Origin of the sequence: Fulvimarina fulva (assembly GCF_039652615.1) — a bacterium.
Classification (GTDB): domain Bacteria; phylum Pseudomonadota; class Alphaproteobacteria; order Rhizobiales; family Rhizobiaceae; genus Fulvimarina.
On record NZ_JBDJAC010000003.1, the window covers coordinates 100859 to 117147 of the forward strand.

Consider the following 16289-nt stretch of genomic DNA (forward strand, 5'->3'; position numbering starts at 1 on the left):
GCCGACGCCAGCGAACGATGCGACTACCCCCATTCCGCCAGCGCATGGTGATCGGCCGCGACGTTTTCAAACACAGCTGCTAGGAGTGGCATTCGGACAAAAAGACACGGGACGATCATGCTCGAACGCCGCAATCTGCCGGACATGAGGATGCTGCAGACCTTCGAATGCGCGGCACGCCACGGCAATTTCACCCGCGCTGCCGACGAGCTGTCCCTGACGCAGAGCGCCGTCAGCCGTCAGGTCCGCGAACTCGAGGCGCAGATCGGCGTCGAACTCTTCGACCGGGTTCCCGGAAAGGTCGTCGTCACGCGCGAGGGCGAGCGGTTCCTGAGGGAGATCGAGCGCCTCCTGAGCATGGCCGAAACGACCATGCGCCATGCACGGGCGGGCGGTCCCGGCACGGAGGTTCTCGCCATCAACGCCCTTCCGACCTTCGCCATGCGCTGGCTCATGCCGCGTCTGCCGAAGTTCATCGCGGACCATCCCACGACGTCCTTCGATCTCACGACACGGCGGGACATCTTCGATTTTTCGAAGGTTCAGTGCGATCTCGCGATCCATTACGGTCAGCCCAACTGGCCGGGCGCGACCTGCACCTATCTGTGCAGCGAGATCGTTCTTCCGGTCGTTGGCGGCGCCTTGGCGAAACGGGTCTTGAGCGGCGCTAACGACCTGCTGGACGCGCCGAAGCTGCACTTGAGCGAACGCCAGACGCTCTGGCCCGACTGGTTCACGGCCATGGGGGTGAAGACGTCGTCCTCGATGAACGGACACTGGTTCGACCAGTTTTCCCTGACGATCGAGGCGGCCAAATCCGGCCTCGGCTACGCGCTTCTGCCGCGCTATCTCATCGAAGCGGAACTGGCGTCCGGCGACCTCAAGGTCGTCCTCGACTCGCCCCATTCGACCGAACAGGCCTATTACATCGTAACGCCCGATGGACGCGGCGCCGCCGTCGACGCGTTTCGCGCCTGGCTGCTCACCCAGGTCAGCTTCCGCCCGCTCGCATCGCACAGGCAGTCCGGCTGAAATCAGCCGGATACGGTATCAGCTGTCCATCTTCAGCGCGGCGATGAAGGCTTCCTGCGGGATCTCCACCTTGCCGAACTGGCGCATGCGCTTTTTGCCTTCCTTCTGCTTTTCCAGAAGTTTGCGTTTGCGCGTGGCATCGCCGCCATAACACTTGGCCGTCACGTCCTTGCGCAGCGCCGAAATGGTTTCGCGGGCGATCACCTTGCCGCCGATGGCGGCCTGGATCGGGATCTTGAACAGGTGGTTGGGGATGAGCTCCTTAAGCTTCTCGCACATGGCCCGGCCGCGCTTTTCGGCCTGGGTGCGGTGGACCAGCATGGAAAGCGCATCCACCGGCTCGGCATTCACCAGAATGCTCATCTTCACGAGGTCGCCCTCGCGGTACTCCGCCATCTGATAGTCGAAGGAGGCATAGCCCTTCGAGATCGATTTCAGACGGTCATAAAAGTCGAACACGACCTCATTGAGCGGCAGCTCATAGGACACCATCGCCCGCTTACCCACATAGGACAGGCCCGTCTGGATGCCGCGCCGTTCCTGGCAAAGCTGCAGGATCGGCCCGAGATAATCGTCGGGAGTCAGGATATTGGCGGTGATCCACGGCTCGTTCACATGGTCGATCTTGACCACTTCGGGCATGTCGGCCGGGTTGTGGAGCTGGGTCGTCTCGCCATTCGTCAAGACGATGTCATAGACAACCGAGGGCGCCGTCGCGATGAGATCGAGATCGAACTCACGGCTGAGCCGCTCCTGAACGATTTCGAGGTGCAAAAGCCCGAGGAAGCCGCAACGAAAGCCGAAACCAAGGGCAGCGGAGGATTCCATCTCGTAGCTGAACGAGGCATCGTTCAGCCGCAGCTTGCCCATGGCGGCGCGCAGATCGTCGAAATCCGCAGCATCCACCGGAAAGAGGCCGCAGAACACGACCGGCTGGGCCGGCTTGAAGCCCGGCAGCATCTTGGCGGTGGGGCGCTTTTCCTCGGTGATGGTATCACCGACGCGGGTATCAGCCACTTCCTTGATCGAGGCCGTGATGAAGCCGATTTCGCCGGGCCCGAGCGCGTCGACCAGCACCATCTTTGGGGTAAAGACGCCGACCCTGTCCACCGGATATTTCGCGTCGGTGCCCATCATGCGGATCTGCTGGCCCTTTTTCAGCTCGCCATCGATGATGCGAACGAGAACCACGACGCCGAGATAGACATCGTACCAGGAATCGACCAGCATCGCCTTCAGCGGCGCGCTGCGATCGCCCTCCTGGGGCGACGGCAGACGCTTGACGATCGCTTCCAGCACATCCTCGATCCCGAGGCCGGACTTGGCGGAGATCATCACCGCATCGGATGCATCGAGGCCGATCACGTCCTCGATCTGCTCCTTCACCTTGTCCGGCTCGGCGGCCGGAAGGTCGATCTTGTTGAGGACGGGAACGATCTCGAGATCGTTGTCGAGCGCGAGATAGACGTTGGCGAGTGTCTGCGCCTCGACGCCTTGGGCCGCGTCCACCACCAGAAGCGCGCCGTCGCAGGCGGCCAAGCTGCGCGAGACCTCGTAGGCGAAGTCCACATGGCCTGGCGTGTCGATCAGGTTGAGGACATAGGTCTCCCCATCCTTCGCGGTGTAGTGCAGACGAACGGTCTGCGCCTTGATCGTGATCCCGCGCTCGCGCTCGATATCCATGTTGTCGAGCACTTGCTCTTTCATGTCACGGACTTCGAGACCACCTGTGTTCTGAATCAGACGGTCGGCGAGCGTCGATTTCCCATGGTCAATATGGGCGACGATCGAAAAATTGCGGATGCGCGAAAGCGGCGTATTGGCGGGCATTGTGCTCATGGCGCCCGATATAGAAGTTTGCGCAATTTTATGGAAGCGGGGATCGAAGCGGAAATTGCCGCGCTGTAAGCACTTTTTGGCACGATCACAGGGAACCACCGCTTAGGCAGGCGCATCTTCGAACATGGCTCAAGAAATCGAACGAAAATTTCTGGTCGAAAGTGACGCCTGGCGCGAAGCGGCAGACGAGGGTGTGGCCATCGAGCAGTTCTATCTGTTTATCGCCGAGGACCGGACGGCGCGCATCAGAATCAAGGACGGCACGAACGCGCGGCTGACGGTGAAGACCGGCACCGGCATCGCGCGCGGCGAATTCGAAATCGATGTTCCGATAAAAGAGGCTGAAACGCTGCGGGAGGCGCGGGTAGGCGCGGTGATCGAAAAGACCCGCTTCAGGGTGTCGCTCGGCGAACTGACCGTGGAAGTCGATGTCTTTTCCGGCGCGCTCGACGGCTTTATCCTCGCCGAGATCGAATTGCCGACGAAAGATCACGAGGTCACGTTACCAGCCTATCTGGGACGGGAGGTGACAGAAGATCCGGCCTATACGAACGCCCGTATGGCCCTGAACGGATTGCCGACGAAAGGCGACAGATCATGAGTTACGCGATCGATCCGGCCAAACATCTCGGAGCCGAAGTCCAGCGGATCGCCGAGGAGCAGATCGGCAAGGCGCAGGAATCGCTTCGCGAGACGAGCGACGAACCCCATGAGGCGATCCACGATGCGCGCAAGCGCATGAAGAAGCTGCGCGGGCTGATCCGGCTCATCCGGCCGGAGTTGGAAGAGTTCTACCAGACGCAGAACGCTCTCTTTCGCGATACGGCCAAGCGCCTTTCCGGCATGCGCGACAAGGCCGCCCTCGTCGAGGCGATGGACAAGCTGGAAGAACGGTTCGCAGACGAGCTGGTCACGGATGCGTTCGAGCCGGTGAAAGCAAAGCTGATCGCCGACCGGGACACCGAGATCGAAAGCGGAGCGAAGGATGCGCCGCGCATGATCGAGGAGACGCTCAAGGCGCTGGGCGAGGCGAGAAAAGCGTTCCGTCGATGCCGCTTCGATAGCGCGAAACCCAAACCGAAACGGGATGCCAGGATTGCAGCGGCCGGGCTCGAAAAAACCTATGGCCGGGCCCGCGAAGCCCTGGAGGTTGCCCGCGCGTCCCGCGATGCGGAGGATCTTCACGAGCTGCGCAAGCGTGTGAAATACCACTGGATGCATCTGCGCCTTCTGAAAGCGCTCTGGCCCGAAGGATTTGCGCCAGCCGTCGATTTGGCGAAGCAGATCGCCGACGATCTCGGGGACGATCACGATCTGGCGGTGATGCGCGCCGAGATGGAGGGCGATCCCGAGGGCTTCGGCGGGAAAAGCAATCTCTCGATCGTCCTGGCGCTCATCGATCGGCGTCAGGCCGAACTGCGCGAACGGGGTCTTGACGCGGCAGCAATTCTGCTGGCTGAAAAGCCGGACGCGATCGCGGCGCGGATCAGGCGGCTCTACCGGCTTGCAGCCCAACGTTCGGCTCGCTCTTCTGCCTTGCCGCCGATGGAGCCGGCCGCAGCACTGCGTGTGGCGGAAGCGTAATCCGTCCGCCATTGCGCACGCCGCAATCGGTCGCGGTCAGAAATTGAGGCTGACGCCGGCCCGGACCGAATGCTCATCGAAGCCTGAGGAGACGCTGGTCCGGCCGAGATCGTAATCGGAGGAGCCGAAGTCGGAATAGCGATATTCCAGCCGCGTGCTGACCGAGTCGGTGATCCTCGCCTCGACGCCCGCGCCGAGCGTATAACCGACACTGGTCTCGCTGTCGGAAACGCCGCCAAGGCTCAGCTCGGTCTCGGCGATGGCAAGACCGCCCGTGCCGTAGACGAGAAACGGATCGACATTGACGCCCACCCGGCCGCGCAACGAGCCAAAGACATTGCTTTCGCCCGAAAGATCGAGCTTGCCGAGCGCATTTCGGCGCGTCGCATCGAAACCCGCGCCGCCAATATCGCCTTCGACACCATAGACGAGTGCGCCATCCTGAAGGTTGAAGCCGGCATAGGCACCGCCGGAAACGCCCTCACCCGTGATCGAGGCGCCGCGCAGATCGTCGAAGTGGGACACGTTGTAGCCGACGAAGGTGCCCGCATAAGGTCCCGACCAGATGGCGATTGGTGGCGCGACATCGGGTATCCGCTCGGTGGGAAAGGCGCGCTCTCCGCTTGCATCCTGCGCATGGGCGGGAACGGTCACCGCCGGCGATGCCAGGGCAAGACTCGCCAGAACCGTCGTGGTCTTCAATCGCAAGGCCTTGAGCCTCCGTTTGATGGGATCGAACCCCATGGGATCTTTCGAATGCCATGTCTCGGCCTGTCTTATCTGGCGCGCCGGGCACCAGACCCCAAGAGGCAAATCAAGCACATTTCTGCCACAATCCAACATTGATTACGACTGTGGCCGATGCACAACATACGGCGCCACCTCAAACAAACCGAGAGAGAACGAAGCGGCGGCGCTCGCCGTGCCCTCACCCGCCGCCACTGAACAAATCGACCGCGATCGCTTATATAGCCGTGTGAATCGAAGGTGACCGCCACGCGTCGCATCCGCTCCCGTTCCCGCCCGCAGCGCTACTCCCGCCATTCCGGACGCGGTCTCACACCACGCCAGTTCGACAAGGACGACATGCCCGATACCGACTTCGATCTCGAGGATGAAACCGGAGAACCCGAACTGGCGGAGAGCGAGGACGCGCCCGTCAGCGAGGGGGCGGCGGCCCTCCTCGCCGAGATCGACTGGGCCGATGCAAAGAGCGACAGCGGAGACCTCGAAGGCGCGGAGCTGATCGCGGCGCTGGTCAAGCAGCTGCCGAACCAGCCCGGCGTCTATCGCATGTTCGGTGCAACCGGCGACGTCCTCTATGTCGGCAAGGCGCGCTCGCTCAAGAAGCGCGTCGCAAACTATGCGCGGCTCGGCGGCCACACCCAGCGGATCGCGCGGATGATCCGGCTGACCCGGCAGATGGAGTTCGTCACCACCCGCACCGAAACCGAGGCGCTGCTCCTCGAAGCCAATCTCATCAAGCGTCTGAAACCCCGCTTCAACGTCTTGATGCGGGACGACAAGTCGTTTCCCTATATTCTCGTCACCGACGATCATCAGGCGCCGGCGATCGTCAAGCATCGCGGCGCACGCAACCGGAAGGGCTCGTTCTTCGGCCCGTTTGCGTCCGCCGGCGCGGTGGACCGGACGATCAACTCGCTGCAGCGGGCGTTTCTTCTGCGCACCTGCACCGATTCGGTCTTCGAAAGCCGCTCGCGCCCCTGCCTCCTCCACCAGATCAAGCGCTGCGCCGGCCCCTGTACCGGCGAGATTTCCGAAGAGGATTACCGCTCCCTCGTCAAGCAGGCGAAGGGCTTTCTCTCCGGCCGCTCGGGTCAGGTGAAGGAAGCGATGGCGGAACAGATGACGGTCGCCTCAGACGATCTCGACTTCGAGCGCGCCGCTCTCTTCCGCGACCGCCTCGCCGCGCTCTCCCATGTGTCGAGCCATCAGGGGATCAATCCGTCCGGTGTCGAGGAGGCCGATGTCTTCGCGATCCATCAGGAGGGCGGGCTGACCTGTGTTCAGGTCTTCTTCTTCCGCACGGGCCAGAACTGGGGCAATCGCGCCTATTTCCCCAAGGCCGATCCAAGCCTCGAACCCGACGCCGTGCTCGGCGCCTTCATCGCCCAGTTCTACGACGACAAGCCCGCGCCACGGCTGATCCTCTCGCCGGTCAAGCTCAATGACGAGGCGCTTCTTGCCGAGGCGCTCGCCGTCAAGGCCGAGCGAAAGGTCAAGATCGAAATCCCGACGCGCGGGGCAAAGCGCGATCTTCTCGACCACGCCGCCTCCAACGCCAGGGAAGCGCTCGGGCGCAAGCTCGCAGAGACCTCGTCTCAAGCCCGCCTTCTGGAGGGGTTGCGGGAGACCTTCTCCCTCGACAGGACACCGCGCCGGATCGAGGTCTTCGACAACTCGCACATCATGGGCACGAACGCGGTGGGCGCGATGATCGTCGCGGGACCGGAAGGCTTCGTGAAGAACCAGTACCGCAAGTTCAACATCAAGAGCACCGAGATCACGCCGGGCGACGACTTCGGCATGATGAAGGAGGTCATGACCCGGCGTTTCTCGCGCCTCCTCAAGGATCATGCGGACGAGATGCCGGGGGCGAATCCTCAGCCCGCACCGGACGCGGACGCCGACGAGACCGAGGAGCTCGGCGATGCCCCCTTCCCCGCATGGCCGGACCTTGTCCTCATCGACGGCGGCAAGGGGCAGATGTCGGCCGTGCGCTCGATCCTCGAAGAGCTGGGGCTCGCCGACAAGGTGACGACGATCGGCGTCGCCAAGGGCGTAGACCGCGAGGCCGGCCGGGAGCGCTTCATCCAGGGCTCGAAGGATTTTTCGCTGCCGCCGCGCGATCCGGTTCTCTACTTCGTGCAACGCCTGCGCGACGAAGCCCATCGCTTCGCCATCGGGACCCATCGCGCCAAGCGCAAGAAGGAGATGATCAAGAACCCGCTGGACGAGATCGCCGGCATCGGCCCGACCCGCAAGCGCGCCCTCCTCCAGCATTTCGGCACGGCCAAGGCGGTTTCGCGTGCCGGCCTGCCGGATTTGCGCGCGGTCGACGGCATATCCGAGGCGATCGCAAAGCTCGTCTACGACCATTTTCACGACAATGGCTGACCTTGCCGACCCCTAAGGCAGCCATACGATCCGACCTAATCTTTTGGCAATGGTTGACCGCAAGCCTTTCAACGGCTTTGAGAGAGACTACCTGAAGCCGGGCCGCCCGTACTGAGGACAAGTTCCGTTCGCTCCATGTCGTCGACCACATACAGCCTGCCGAATCTCCTGACCTATGCGCGCATCGTCTGCGTGCCGCTGGTCGTTGTTTGCTTTTTCGTGGAAGGCTCGCTGAAGAGTCCCGACTATGCCCGCTGGACAGCGCTGGGCATCTTCGTCGCCGCGTCGATCACCGACTATTTCGACGGCTATCTCGCGCGTGCCTGGAAGCAGACATCAACCATCGGGCGCATGCTCGACCCGATCGCCGACAAGCTGCTCATCGCCGCCGTTCTGCTGCTGCTTGCCGCCGAGGGCACGATTGCCGGCTGGAGCCTGTGGGCGGCGATCGTGATCCTCTGCCGCGAAATCCTCGTCTCGGGCCTTCGCGAATATCTCGCCGAACTGAAGGTTTCCGTGCCGGTCACGCGCCTCGCCAAATGGAAGACGACCTTTCAGATGGTGTCGATCGGCATCCTGCTTGCCGGGCCGGCGGGCGACAAGCTGATCCCCAACGTCACGGAAGTCGGCATCGTTCTTCTCTGGGTCGCAGCCCTTATCACCCTCATCACCGGCTACGACTATTTCCGCGCCGGCCTGCGCCACATCGAGGATTGAGGCCGACAGGAGGGATCACACGTCCCGGGTCTCCTTGTCGAAGACCATGTAGTCGAGCGGCAATTCGGTGGTCGATTTGATGCGCTCCATGGCGAAGGCGGACGAGACGTCGCGGATCTCGATCTTCTCGATCAGCCGTTTGTAGAAGGCGTCATAGGCGGCGATATCCGGCACGACGACGCGCAGGAGATAGTCGACGTCGCCGCTCATCCGGTAGAATTCGATGACCTCCGGAAAGGTCGTGATGACCTCGGAAAACCGCTTGAGCCACTCCGTGGAGTGCGAATTGGTCCGGATCGAGACGAAGACCGTGACCCGCGTATTGACCTTTTCCGGATCGAGGATCGCGACCCGGCGCTGGATCACGCCTTCTTCCTCCAGCTTCTGGATGCGACGCCAGCACGGCGTCGTCGACAGTCCCACCCGCTTGGCGACATCGGCGACAGCGAGCGTCGAATCGGCCTGCAAAAGCCTCAGGATTTTCTTGTCGAGCCGGTCCATGCGTGCCTCGTGAAGCGGATTTGCGGGTTATTTCGCCACCTGTGTCTCAATATAGAAGCCCGGTGCCGCGCGATAGGCGTATGGCGGACCTTCCCCGTCCCATCACCGACGCCACCAGTCGCCGTCCTCGCTGATCGGCCGGATACCGTCGCCGGCAAGAACCGCAAGGCGCTGACGTGCGGTCTCGCCATGAATAGCAAAGTCCGGGTCGAGATCGGCGAGCGGGCGAAGCACGAAGGCGCGGTCCTTCGCGCGCGGATGGGGAAGCTCCAGCCGCGCATCCGAAATGGTGCGGCGATCGTAATCGATCACGTCAAGATCGAGTGTGCGCGGTCCCCATCGCTCCCCGCGCTCGCGCCCGTGAACGCGTTCGGTCTCAAGACAGAGGTCGAGAAGCGCCAAAGGGTCGAGCCCGGTTTCCACGAGCGCGCAGGCATTGATGAAGTCCGGCTGGTCGGTCTTGCCCCAAGGCGGTGTCGAATAGAGTTTCGAAACGCCAAGAATGCGCAGGTCTTCCCGGGCATCGAACGCCCTCAGGGCCAAAGCCATCGCCGCCGGGACATCGCCCACATTGCCGCCGAGCGCGATGATCGCGTTCGCCGCGCTCACCAGCGCTCGCCCTTCATGGCCCGGCGCATGGCATCGGCGATGAACAGCGCATCGCGATTGATCGCCACATCATGGACGCGGAAGATGTCGGCGCCCCGCTCGCGCAGAAGCGCGCTCGTCGCGGCCGTTGCATAGTCGGGATTGGGCAGACGGCCTTCGGGATCGGTGCGCACGAAGCGCTTGCGGCTCGTTCCGACGAGAACCGGATAGCCCAGCGGCAGGACTTCGTCGAAGCGCGCCATCAGGACCATGTTTTCCGCGCCGTCCTTTTCGAAGCCGAAGCCCGGATCGAGCACGATCGCCTCGCGCGGAACGCCGGCCTCCTCGGCAATTTCGAGTGAGCGTTTGAGGAAGAGGAACTGATCCTCGATGACGTCCTCCAGCCGGTCGCGCTCACGGCCCGTATGCATGAGGCAGAGCCCGGCGCCGGTCTCTGCCGCCACCTTCGCGATCTCCGGGTCCTTCTGGGCGCCCCAGACATCGTTGACGATGTGAGCGCCGGCTTCGACGGCGAGGCGCGCCGTCTCGGAGCGATAGGTGTCGACCGAGATGATGCAGTCCGAACGGCGCGCCAGTTCTTCGATCACCGGCATGATGCGGCTTTGTTCTTCGCTCGCATCGACTGGCGTTGCGCCGGGCCGGGTGGATTCGCCGCCGATATCGATGATGGTCGCCCCCTGTTCGACCATCCTGAGGGACTCGGCGACGGCCGCCTCGACGCTGGCATAGCGTCCGCCATCGGAAAAACTGTCCGGCGTCGCGTTGAGAACGCCCATGATACAGGCGCGTTCGCCGAGATCGATGTGCCGGCCATGACCGACTTGCCAGCGCCCTCCCCTCGGGTCGATCACCTGCATTCTTCTAACCTCATGGCCGTCTTTGTCTTCACGAACGGCTTAGACCGTCATGGCCGATGGAGCAATCTGCCCATGGCCGGCGCCACGTTCTTAACGCTTCGCCGAACCTCTCACCATTTTTCCGTTGTTATCGAAGCCTTAGCGGCATAGCATTTGACGGAGCGCAACCCTTGGGAGGTTCGAGAACGATGACCAGGCGTCTTGTTCGGGCATTGGCCATCTGCATGGCGGCCGGCGCTGTCTCCGCGATGTCGTCCCAATCGTCCTTGGCCGGGCAGATCAGCGAGTCGACGCAATTCTTCGCGGTTCACGGCGACACGCTCTCAGAGCTCGATCGTAGCCTCTCAAAGGGTGGCCCTGTCCTTCCCGGCTCGGGTCAGCGCCATCCCGGCGCGACCTCCGTCCAGTTCGACGGCCACGTAAGCTACAAACGGGTGAATGGCGGCTGCGCGGTCGACAAGACCGATATCAAGCTGAGGCTGAAGACCATGCTTCCCAAATGGTACAGGCCGAAGCGGGTGGATCCGCACACGACACTTGTCTGGCGGACCTTGGCCGCCGATATCAGCCGACATGAAAAGCGCCATAGCGAGATCGCGATTTCCTATCTGAAACGGCTGGAAAGTGCCTTGAAGAACCTGCGGCCCGAACGGACATGCCGGCAGATGGAGGCGATGGCCAACACCGTGATGTCCCGATATCTGCGCGAGCACGAACGTGCCCAGCAGGAGTTCGACCTCATCGAAGGTCGTGAAGTGGATCTGCGGCTTCGCAGGGCCCTCTATCGATCCCTCTACAGCGCACAGCAATAGCTCCTTTTGCGCAAACTGGAGATGGCAGACCATTTTGCGCAGGCGATCGGCTTCCCCGATGCCGATCGCGATCCTGCGAACGGAAGATCACGCAGGCTCTTGCGCGAAAATCGCGAAACCCCTATGGAGCGGTCAAAGGGCGCGTAGCTCAGCGGGAGAGCACCTCGTTCACACCGAGGGGGTCACAGGTTCGATCCCTGTCGCGCCCACCATTCATTTTCTTGATAATAGTGTATTTTTCCGAGGCGCCGCAAAGTATCGCGCGTTTGTCGCGATAGTTTCACGGCCCGAAGCCCGGATCGATACCGTCAGAAACCGTCTATCGGCCTACAGACCGACAGGCCGGTTGGCGACGATCCCGCCACCCGGCCCATCGGCATCATTCGGGCCAGCGCTACCCCAGAACGTGAGTGACCGCCTCTGCCGTCTTCGCAACGATGACGTCCGCGTCTTCCTTCGTCAGGCAGAATGGCGGCGCGAAGCCCAGAATGTCTCCCTCGGGCATCGCGCGGCCCACAACGCCGCGCTCGAAGAGAGCCGCCGCGATCTGCGGGCCGATCTTGCGCGATGGATCGAAGAACTTGCGATCGTCCTTGTCCTCCACGAACTCGATCGCCGCGATCATGCCCTCGCCGCGCACTTCGCCCACATGGGCATGGCCGGCGAGCGCGTCGGACAGACCTTTGCGGAAATGCGCGCCGACCTCGCGGACATTGGCAAGCAGATCGAGCTCGTCGATCAGCTTGAGGTTCGCGACACCTGCCGCGGCACAGATCGGATGGGCCGAATAGGTCCAGCCATGGCCGAAGGCGCCCAGATCGTCGACGCCCTGAACGAGCCCCTCCCACATGCGCTTCGAGACGATCGAGCCGGAAAGCGGCGCATAGGCCGAGGTCAGGCCCTTCGCGATGGTGATGAGGTCCGGCTTCATGCCGTAATGCTCCGAGCCGAACATCGAGCCGGTGCGGCCGAACCCGGTTACCACTTCGTCGGCGACGAGCAGGACATCGTATTTATCGAGTACCGCCTGGATCTTGGCCCAGTAGCCGGCCGGCGGCGGCACGATGCCGCCGGTGCCGAGCAGCGGCTCGCCGATGAAGGCGGCGACCGTCTCAGGTCCCTCCTCGAGGATCATCTTTTCCAGCTCATTCGCGCAATGCTGCGAAAACTGCTCCTCGCTCATGGAGCGGTCCTCGCGCCGGAAATAATAGGGCGCGAGCGTGTGGAGGATCGGCGCGCGCGGCAGGTCGAACGCGTTGTGGAAAAGGTGCAGCCCGGTAAGCGAGCCGGTCATGACGCCGGAGCCGTGATAGCCGCGCCAGCGCGAGATGATCTTCTTCTTCTCGGGCCGGCCGAGCGCGTTGTTGTAGAACCAGATCAGCTTGATATTGGTCTCGTTCGCATCAGACCCCGATAGCCCGTAATAGACCCGGCTCATATGGTCCGGCGCCCGGTCGATGATCATCTTCGACAGTTCGATCGAAGCGTCCGTACCGTGGCCGACATAGGCGTGGTAATAGGCGAGATCGCGCGCCTGCTTGCCGATGGCGTCGGCGATTTCCGTACGGCCATAACCGACATTTACGCAGTAAAGCCCGGCAAACGCGTCGATATGGGTGTTGCCCTCTGAATCGGTGATGCGGACGCCCTCGGCTCCCGTCATCACCCGCGTCGGGCTCTCGCCCCTGGCATGGGTGCCCATATGCGTCGACGGGTGGAAGAAATGATCGCGATCATAAGCGGTGCGTTCGTTCGACTGGTCGAGCATGGGGAACCTTCAGCATTCAAGACATGAGGATCGGCGATGGGCTCGAAGCCCTGTCGCCGGTTCGGCTCGCTTATCTTATCGTGCCGGGCAAAGAAGCATCGGCCATAGTCTCCTCAAGCTGCCGAGGAAGTTTCTGTCAGGAGGCGGTGCGAGGGAGGAAGCCTCTCTGTCGCGTTCGACCACTGCGAGAAGCGGACGCAGTTCAGCCCGCCCGGCCATCCTCGATCATGTCAAGCGGGATTGCCGTTCGTTTCACCGGCTTCATGGAGGCGTAGGTGAAATAGCGCTTGACGCCCGCGCCGTTCGAAAGAAGCCCGTCGATGACGCTCTGATAGGCGCTCAGATCGCGGGTGACGAACTTGCAGAGATAGTCGAACCCGCCGGAGATCGACCAGCATTCGACGATCTCGGGAACGGTCTCGATCGCAGTCTCGAACGCGGCGAAGTCCTCGGTGCGATGATTCTCGATCTCGATCATGACGAAGAGCACCGCGATCGGCCCATAGGCACTGGTCGCGATCGTCGCGCCGTAGCCTTCGATGATGCCGCTGTCCTCAAGGCGCTTCAGCCGTTCCCAGCAGGGCGTCGGAGAAAGGTTCACGCGCTCGGCGAGCGCAGCTTTTGATATCCGTCCTTCCGACTGCAGGATCGAAAGGATCTTGATGTCGCGATCGTCGAGTTTGAGGCGGCCTGCGGCCATGAAGGCGGTTCCGGACTGGCGAGTTTGCTCAGTCTCACTAGCCGTTTGCCCGAGCCCGCGTCCACCGATCTTTGCTCACTTTCCCATCGAGACGGTGACGGGACCGGTTCACCGCACGATCATGCAGGGGATCGATGCCAGCGAGGAAACCTTGTGGGACACCGAACCAAGCAGAAAACCCTCGATATCGCCGGTTCCGCGTGCGCCCATGACGATGAGATCTGCGCCGTGTTCCTTGGCAAATTCAACGATCGCCCGTGATGGCTGGCCGCGCTTGGCATAGCCATAGGCATCCGCGACGCCGGCCTCCTGTGCCCGCATCTTGGCATGGGCGGCAATATCGCTCGCATGGGTCTTGAGCGCGTCATCCGGCCGGTTCGGAGCGTTCTTGTCCGCGCGCACCATGGAGAAGGACGCTTCGAGGGGCGAATGATGGCGGTAGACGCAGAGGACGACGAGGCTCGAGCCGAAGGTCGAAGCAAGGCCGATGCCGGTATCGAGGGCCTTTTCCGCCATTGCTGACCCATCCACGGGAACGAGGATCGTCTTGTACATGTGCGATGCCTTTCGAGACTCGGTTGCAACGGATCAGCGGAAGGCGAGATCGCGGGGGAAGAGTGCGATCTGCGGAAACACGATCAGAAGCGCGCTGACGCACAACAGGATCAGGATGAAGATCGGCGTTCCTCGGATCACCTCCCAATAGGGGCGTTTGAAGATCGCGATCGCCGTGAAGATGTCGCAACCGAAGGGCGGCGTCGCCGAGCCGATCGCGACCTGGAGCGTAATGATCGTGCCGACCAGCACCGGATCGAGACCAAGCCCGGAGACCAGCGGCGCGAAGATCGGCGTCAGGACGAGGATCACGACGATCGGATCGACAAACATGCAGCCGACGAAGAAGGCGATCGAGATGGCGGCGAGAACCGTATATGGGCCGGCTTCGGCAAGACCCAGTGTTCCGATGATCGCCTGGGGGATGCGCTCGAAGGAGATGACCCAGGAAAAGCCTGCGCCGGCGGCAACCAGAATGAAGACGACGGCGGTGATGAGACCTGTCGATTTCGCGATCTCGTAGATGTCGGTCACCTTCAGCGACCGGAAGATGATCATTTCGAGGATCAGTGCATAGCCGACGCAGACCGATGCCGCCTCGGTCGGCGAGAAGATGCCGCCATAGATTCCGCCGACCACGATAACCGGAAAGCCGAGCGGCCAGATCGCTGCGACCACCGCTTGCATGCGCTCGCGCCAGGACGCCTTCGGCTCGGTCGGAATGTCGTTCTTGCGGGCGTAGATATACGCATAGGCCGAAAACAGGAGAAGGATCAGGAGGCCGGGACCGACACCGGCGATGAAGAGCTCCGAAATCGAGGTGCCGGAGACGACGCCGTAGATGATCATTGCGATCGAGGGCGGGATCAGCATGGCGATGTCGGAGGAATTGACGATAAGCGCGAGCGTGAAGCTGTCGCCATAACCCGACTTCAGCATGCGCGGCCGCAAGGGGCCACCGATCGCGACCACGGTCGCCTGGGTCGAGCCGGAGACCGCGCCGAACAGCGTGCAGCTCGCCGCCGTCGCGATGCCGAGACCGCCGCGCACATGGCCGACGAAGCGCATGACCATGTCGATCAGCCGGTCGGCCGACTTGCCCTTTGTAATGATGTCGGCGGCCAGAATGAACATCGGCACCGCGATGAGCGCGGAGGGGCGAATACCCGCCAGCATCTGCTGGATCATGATTTCCGGGCCGATCGGCAGATAGATAAAGAAGCCGATCAGGGTCGCCGCGATCAGCGGGACCATCATGGGAAAGCCGGCAAGCAGAAGCACGACCATGGTGATGATCATCGCGGTCGCCATCAGCGCGCCTCCAAATCGATCAGTCCGGAAGGATAGGACACACCCGCGCTCAAACCTGAGTCTCCGTTTCGTCATAGGTGTCGATCACCGAAACGGAGAGATAGACGTCGGGCCGGGTGACGTTCGCAATCGCCGTCAGCACATACTGGATGCCCGTGATGACGAAGCCGAGCGGCAGCCAGACCAGGGTCAGAAAGACCGGAATGCGGGTCACCGGCGAGATGCGCCCCGTCTCATAGACGCTGAGGACGTAGAAGTAGGAGTACCAGGCGAGGACGAACATGATCGCCGCCGTCACCAGCGCGATGACGATCATGAGAGCCTTGCGCCCGGCATCGGGCAGCTCGTCGTAAAGCGCCGACATGCGGATGTGCCGACCATGGCGAGCGGCGTAACCGATCCCGGCGAAGGTGATGAGGATCACGAGGAACTGGCTGAGTTCTTCCGCAAAATAAAGGCTTTGTCCGAACAGGAACCGCCCGATGACATTGGCGACGGAGACGCCCGCCAGAAGCAGCGTCCCGAAGGCGAGGACAACCGCCTCGAAGATCGCCAAGCCCTTGTCGAAGAGGCCGATGGGCCTGAGCACTCCCGAAAAGCCCGGCGACGTCTGGTCGGCCTTGGCTGTCGTCGTCACGCCGGTTTCGGAAGAGCGGGGTTCCTTGGCTTCGTTCTCTTCGGCTGACTGTCGACGGGGATCGCTCATGGGCGTCAAACTTTCGATAGATGCGCCGGAGGAAAGGAACGTCGATTAACGCGCTGCCCGCCTCTTCCCTGTGCGGATGGCTGACCGGCCGCGCGAGGCGGCCAACTCAAGATTGAAGTCGAAGCCGGCCGCAGCGAAGCGTTCTGCTTGCTGCGGGCCC

Annotated in this window: 16 protein-coding genes and 1 tRNA gene; 7 read left to right on the top strand and 10 right to left on the bottom strand. The window is 62.4% G+C overall.

Going from position 1 to position 16289, the window contains the following annotated elements; genetic code table 11:
- Window positions 1-117 precede the first annotated feature (117 nt).
- Window positions 118-1032, top strand: a complete 915-nt coding sequence (locus ABDX79_RS06045) for a LysR family transcriptional regulator (protein ID WP_346219377.1) — start codon at window positions 118-120, stop codon at window positions 1030-1032.
- Window positions 1033-1050: 18 nt separating this feature from the next.
- On the opposite strand, the gene lepA is transcribed toward ABDX79_RS06045, so the two are convergent.
- Window positions 1051-2862 carry a translation elongation factor 4 gene (gene lepA, locus ABDX79_RS06050; RefSeq protein ID WP_463671119.1) on the bottom strand — a complete coding sequence of 604 codons (1812 nt, stop codon included), beginning with the start codon at window positions 2860-2862 and terminating at the stop codon, window positions 1051-1053.
- A 133-nt stretch (window positions 2863-2995) separates the two neighbouring features.
- Between lepA and ABDX79_RS06055 the strand changes: the two genes are divergently transcribed.
- On the top strand, window positions 2996-3472 hold the full coding sequence (locus ABDX79_RS06055) for a CYTH domain-containing protein (RefSeq protein WP_346219379.1): 477 nt from the start codon (window positions 2996-2998) through the stop codon (window positions 3470-3472).
- Window positions 3469-4455, top strand: a complete 987-nt coding sequence (locus tag ABDX79_RS06060; protein ID WP_346219380.1) for a CHAD domain-containing protein — start codon at window positions 3469-3471, stop codon at window positions 4453-4455. The genes ABDX79_RS06055 and ABDX79_RS06060 overlap by 4 nt, the downstream gene beginning before the upstream one ends.
- Window positions 4456-4491: 36 nt before the next feature.
- On the opposite strand, the gene ABDX79_RS06065 is transcribed toward ABDX79_RS06060, so the two are convergent.
- Window positions 4492-5163, bottom strand: a complete 672-nt coding sequence (locus ABDX79_RS06065; protein ID WP_346219381.1) for an outer membrane protein — start codon at window positions 5161-5163, stop codon at window positions 4492-4494.
- 378 nt (window positions 5164-5541) lie between these two features.
- Here ABDX79_RS06065 and uvrC point away from each other — a divergent pair, with 378 nt between their 5' ends.
- A complete protein-coding gene (uvrC, locus tag ABDX79_RS06070) occupies window positions 5542-7593 on the top strand; it encodes an excinuclease ABC subunit UvrC (protein ID WP_463671126.1) in 2052 nt (683 codons plus the stop codon).
- 135 nt (window positions 7594-7728) lie between these two features.
- Window positions 7729-8310, top strand: a complete 582-nt coding sequence (gene pgsA / locus ABDX79_RS06075) for a CDP-diacylglycerol--glycerol-3-phosphate 3-phosphatidyltransferase (protein ID WP_346219383.1) — start codon at window positions 7729-7731, stop codon at window positions 8308-8310.
- A gap of 15 nt (window positions 8311-8325) precedes the next feature.
- Here the strand turns inward: pgsA and ABDX79_RS06080 are convergent, their stop codons facing one another.
- The 3 genes from ABDX79_RS06080 to folP all read right to left on the bottom strand — a co-directional run bounded on the left by ABDX79_RS06080 (window position 8326) and on the right by folP (window position 10277).
- Window positions 8326-8811 (bottom strand): Lrp/AsnC family transcriptional regulator, encoded by a 486-nt coding sequence (locus ABDX79_RS06080; protein ID WP_346219384.1) that lies wholly within the window; start codon window positions 8809-8811, stop codon window positions 8326-8328.
- A 102-nt stretch (window positions 8812-8913) separates the two neighbouring features.
- Window positions 8914-9420 carry a 2-amino-4-hydroxy-6-hydroxymethyldihydropteridine diphosphokinase gene (gene folK, locus ABDX79_RS06085; RefSeq protein ID WP_346219385.1) on the bottom strand — a complete coding sequence of 169 codons (507 nt, stop codon included), beginning with the start codon at window positions 9418-9420 and terminating at the stop codon, window positions 8914-8916.
- A complete protein-coding gene (folP, locus tag ABDX79_RS06090; protein WP_346219386.1) occupies window positions 9417-10277 on the bottom strand; it encodes a dihydropteroate synthase in 861 nt (286 codons plus the stop codon). Before folP ends, folK begins: the two co-directional genes overlap by 4 nt.
- A 188-nt stretch (window positions 10278-10465) precedes the next feature.
- Here folP and ABDX79_RS06095 point away from each other — a divergent pair, with 188 nt between their 5' ends.
- Both ABDX79_RS06095 and ABDX79_RS06100 read left to right on the top strand, forming a co-directional pair.
- On the top strand, window positions 10466-11089 hold the full coding sequence (locus ABDX79_RS06095; protein WP_346219387.1) for a DUF922 domain-containing Zn-dependent protease: 624 nt from the start codon (window positions 10466-10468) through the stop codon (window positions 11087-11089).
- Between the two features lie 137 nt (window positions 11090-11226).
- Window positions 11227-11301, top strand: a tRNA-Val gene (locus tag ABDX79_RS06100).
- A gap of 182 nt (window positions 11302-11483) precedes the next feature.
- Here the strand turns inward: ABDX79_RS06100 and ABDX79_RS06105 are convergent.
- The 5 genes from ABDX79_RS06105 to ABDX79_RS06125 all read right to left on the bottom strand — a co-directional run bounded on the left by ABDX79_RS06105 (window position 11484) and on the right by ABDX79_RS06125 (window position 16129).
- Window positions 11484-12857, bottom strand: coding sequence for an aspartate aminotransferase family protein (locus tag ABDX79_RS06105; RefSeq protein WP_346219388.1), 1374 nt, complete (start codon window positions 12855-12857; stop codon window positions 11484-11486).
- 202 nt (window positions 12858-13059) lie between these two features.
- A complete protein-coding gene (locus ABDX79_RS06110) occupies window positions 13060-13557 on the bottom strand; it encodes an Lrp/AsnC family transcriptional regulator (RefSeq protein WP_346219389.1) in 498 nt (165 codons plus the stop codon).
- Between the two features lie 108 nt (window positions 13558-13665).
- Complete coding sequence (locus tag ABDX79_RS06115) at window positions 13666-14112, bottom strand: universal stress protein (RefSeq protein WP_346219390.1); 447 nt, start codon at window positions 14110-14112, stop codon at window positions 13666-13668.
- A gap of 33 nt (window positions 14113-14145) precedes the next feature.
- A complete protein-coding gene (locus ABDX79_RS06120) occupies window positions 14146-15423 on the bottom strand; it encodes a TRAP transporter large permease (protein ID WP_346219391.1) in 1278 nt (425 codons plus the stop codon).
- 49 nt (window positions 15424-15472) lie between these two features.
- Window positions 15473-16129 carry a TRAP transporter small permease gene (locus ABDX79_RS06125; RefSeq protein ID WP_346219392.1) on the bottom strand — a complete coding sequence of 219 codons (657 nt, stop codon included), beginning with the start codon at window positions 16127-16129 and terminating at the stop codon, window positions 15473-15475.
- Window positions 16130-16289: the final 160 nt, after the last annotated feature.

Excerpts from the sequence above, each read along its gene's own strand:
- pgsA (WP_346219383.1), top strand. The coding sequence starts at position 7,729 with ATGTCGTCGACCACATACAGCCTGCCGAATCTCCTGACCTATGCGCGC.
- ABDX79_RS06095 (WP_346219387.1), top strand. The coding sequence starts at position 10,466 with ATGACCAGGCGTCTTGTTCGGGCATTGGCCATCTGCATGGCGGCCGGC.
- ABDX79_RS06125 (WP_346219392.1), bottom strand. The coding sequence starts at position 16,129 with ATGAGCGATCCCCGTCGACAGTCAGCCGAAGAGAACGAAGCCAAGGAA.
- folP (WP_346219386.1), bottom strand. The coding sequence starts at position 10,277 with ATGCAGGTGATCGACCCGAGGGGAGGGCGCTGGCAAGTCGGTCATGGC.
- ABDX79_RS06105 (WP_346219388.1), bottom strand. The coding sequence starts at position 12,857 with ATGCTCGACCAGTCGAACGAACGCACCGCTTATGATCGCGATCATTTC.
- ABDX79_RS06060 (WP_346219380.1), top strand. The coding sequence starts at position 3,469 with ATGAGTTACGCGATCGATCCGGCCAAACATCTCGGAGCCGAAGTCCAG.
- ABDX79_RS06120 (WP_346219391.1), bottom strand. The coding sequence starts at position 15,423 with ATGGCGACCGCGATGATCATCACCATGGTCGTGCTTCTGCTTGCCGGC.
- ABDX79_RS06115 (WP_346219390.1), bottom strand. The coding sequence starts at position 14,112 with ATGTACAAGACGATCCTCGTTCCCGTGGATGGGTCAGCAATGGCGGAA.
- ABDX79_RS06110 (WP_346219389.1), bottom strand. The coding sequence starts at position 13,557 with ATGGCCGCAGGCCGCCTCAAACTCGACGATCGCGACATCAAGATCCTT.
- ABDX79_RS06080 (WP_346219384.1), bottom strand. The coding sequence starts at position 8,811 with ATGGACCGGCTCGACAAGAAAATCCTGAGGCTTTTGCAGGCCGATTCG.
- ABDX79_RS06055 (WP_346219379.1), top strand. The coding sequence starts at position 2,996 with ATGGCTCAAGAAATCGAACGAAAATTTCTGGTCGAAAGTGACGCCTGG.
- lepA (WP_463671119.1), bottom strand. The coding sequence starts at position 2,862 with ATGCCCGCCAATACGCCGCTTTCGCGCATCCGCAATTTTTCGATCGTC.
- uvrC (WP_463671126.1), top strand. The coding sequence starts at position 5,542 with ATGCCCGATACCGACTTCGATCTCGAGGATGAAACCGGAGAACCCGAA.
- ABDX79_RS06045 (WP_346219377.1), top strand. The coding sequence starts at position 118 with ATGCTCGAACGCCGCAATCTGCCGGACATGAGGATGCTGCAGACCTTC.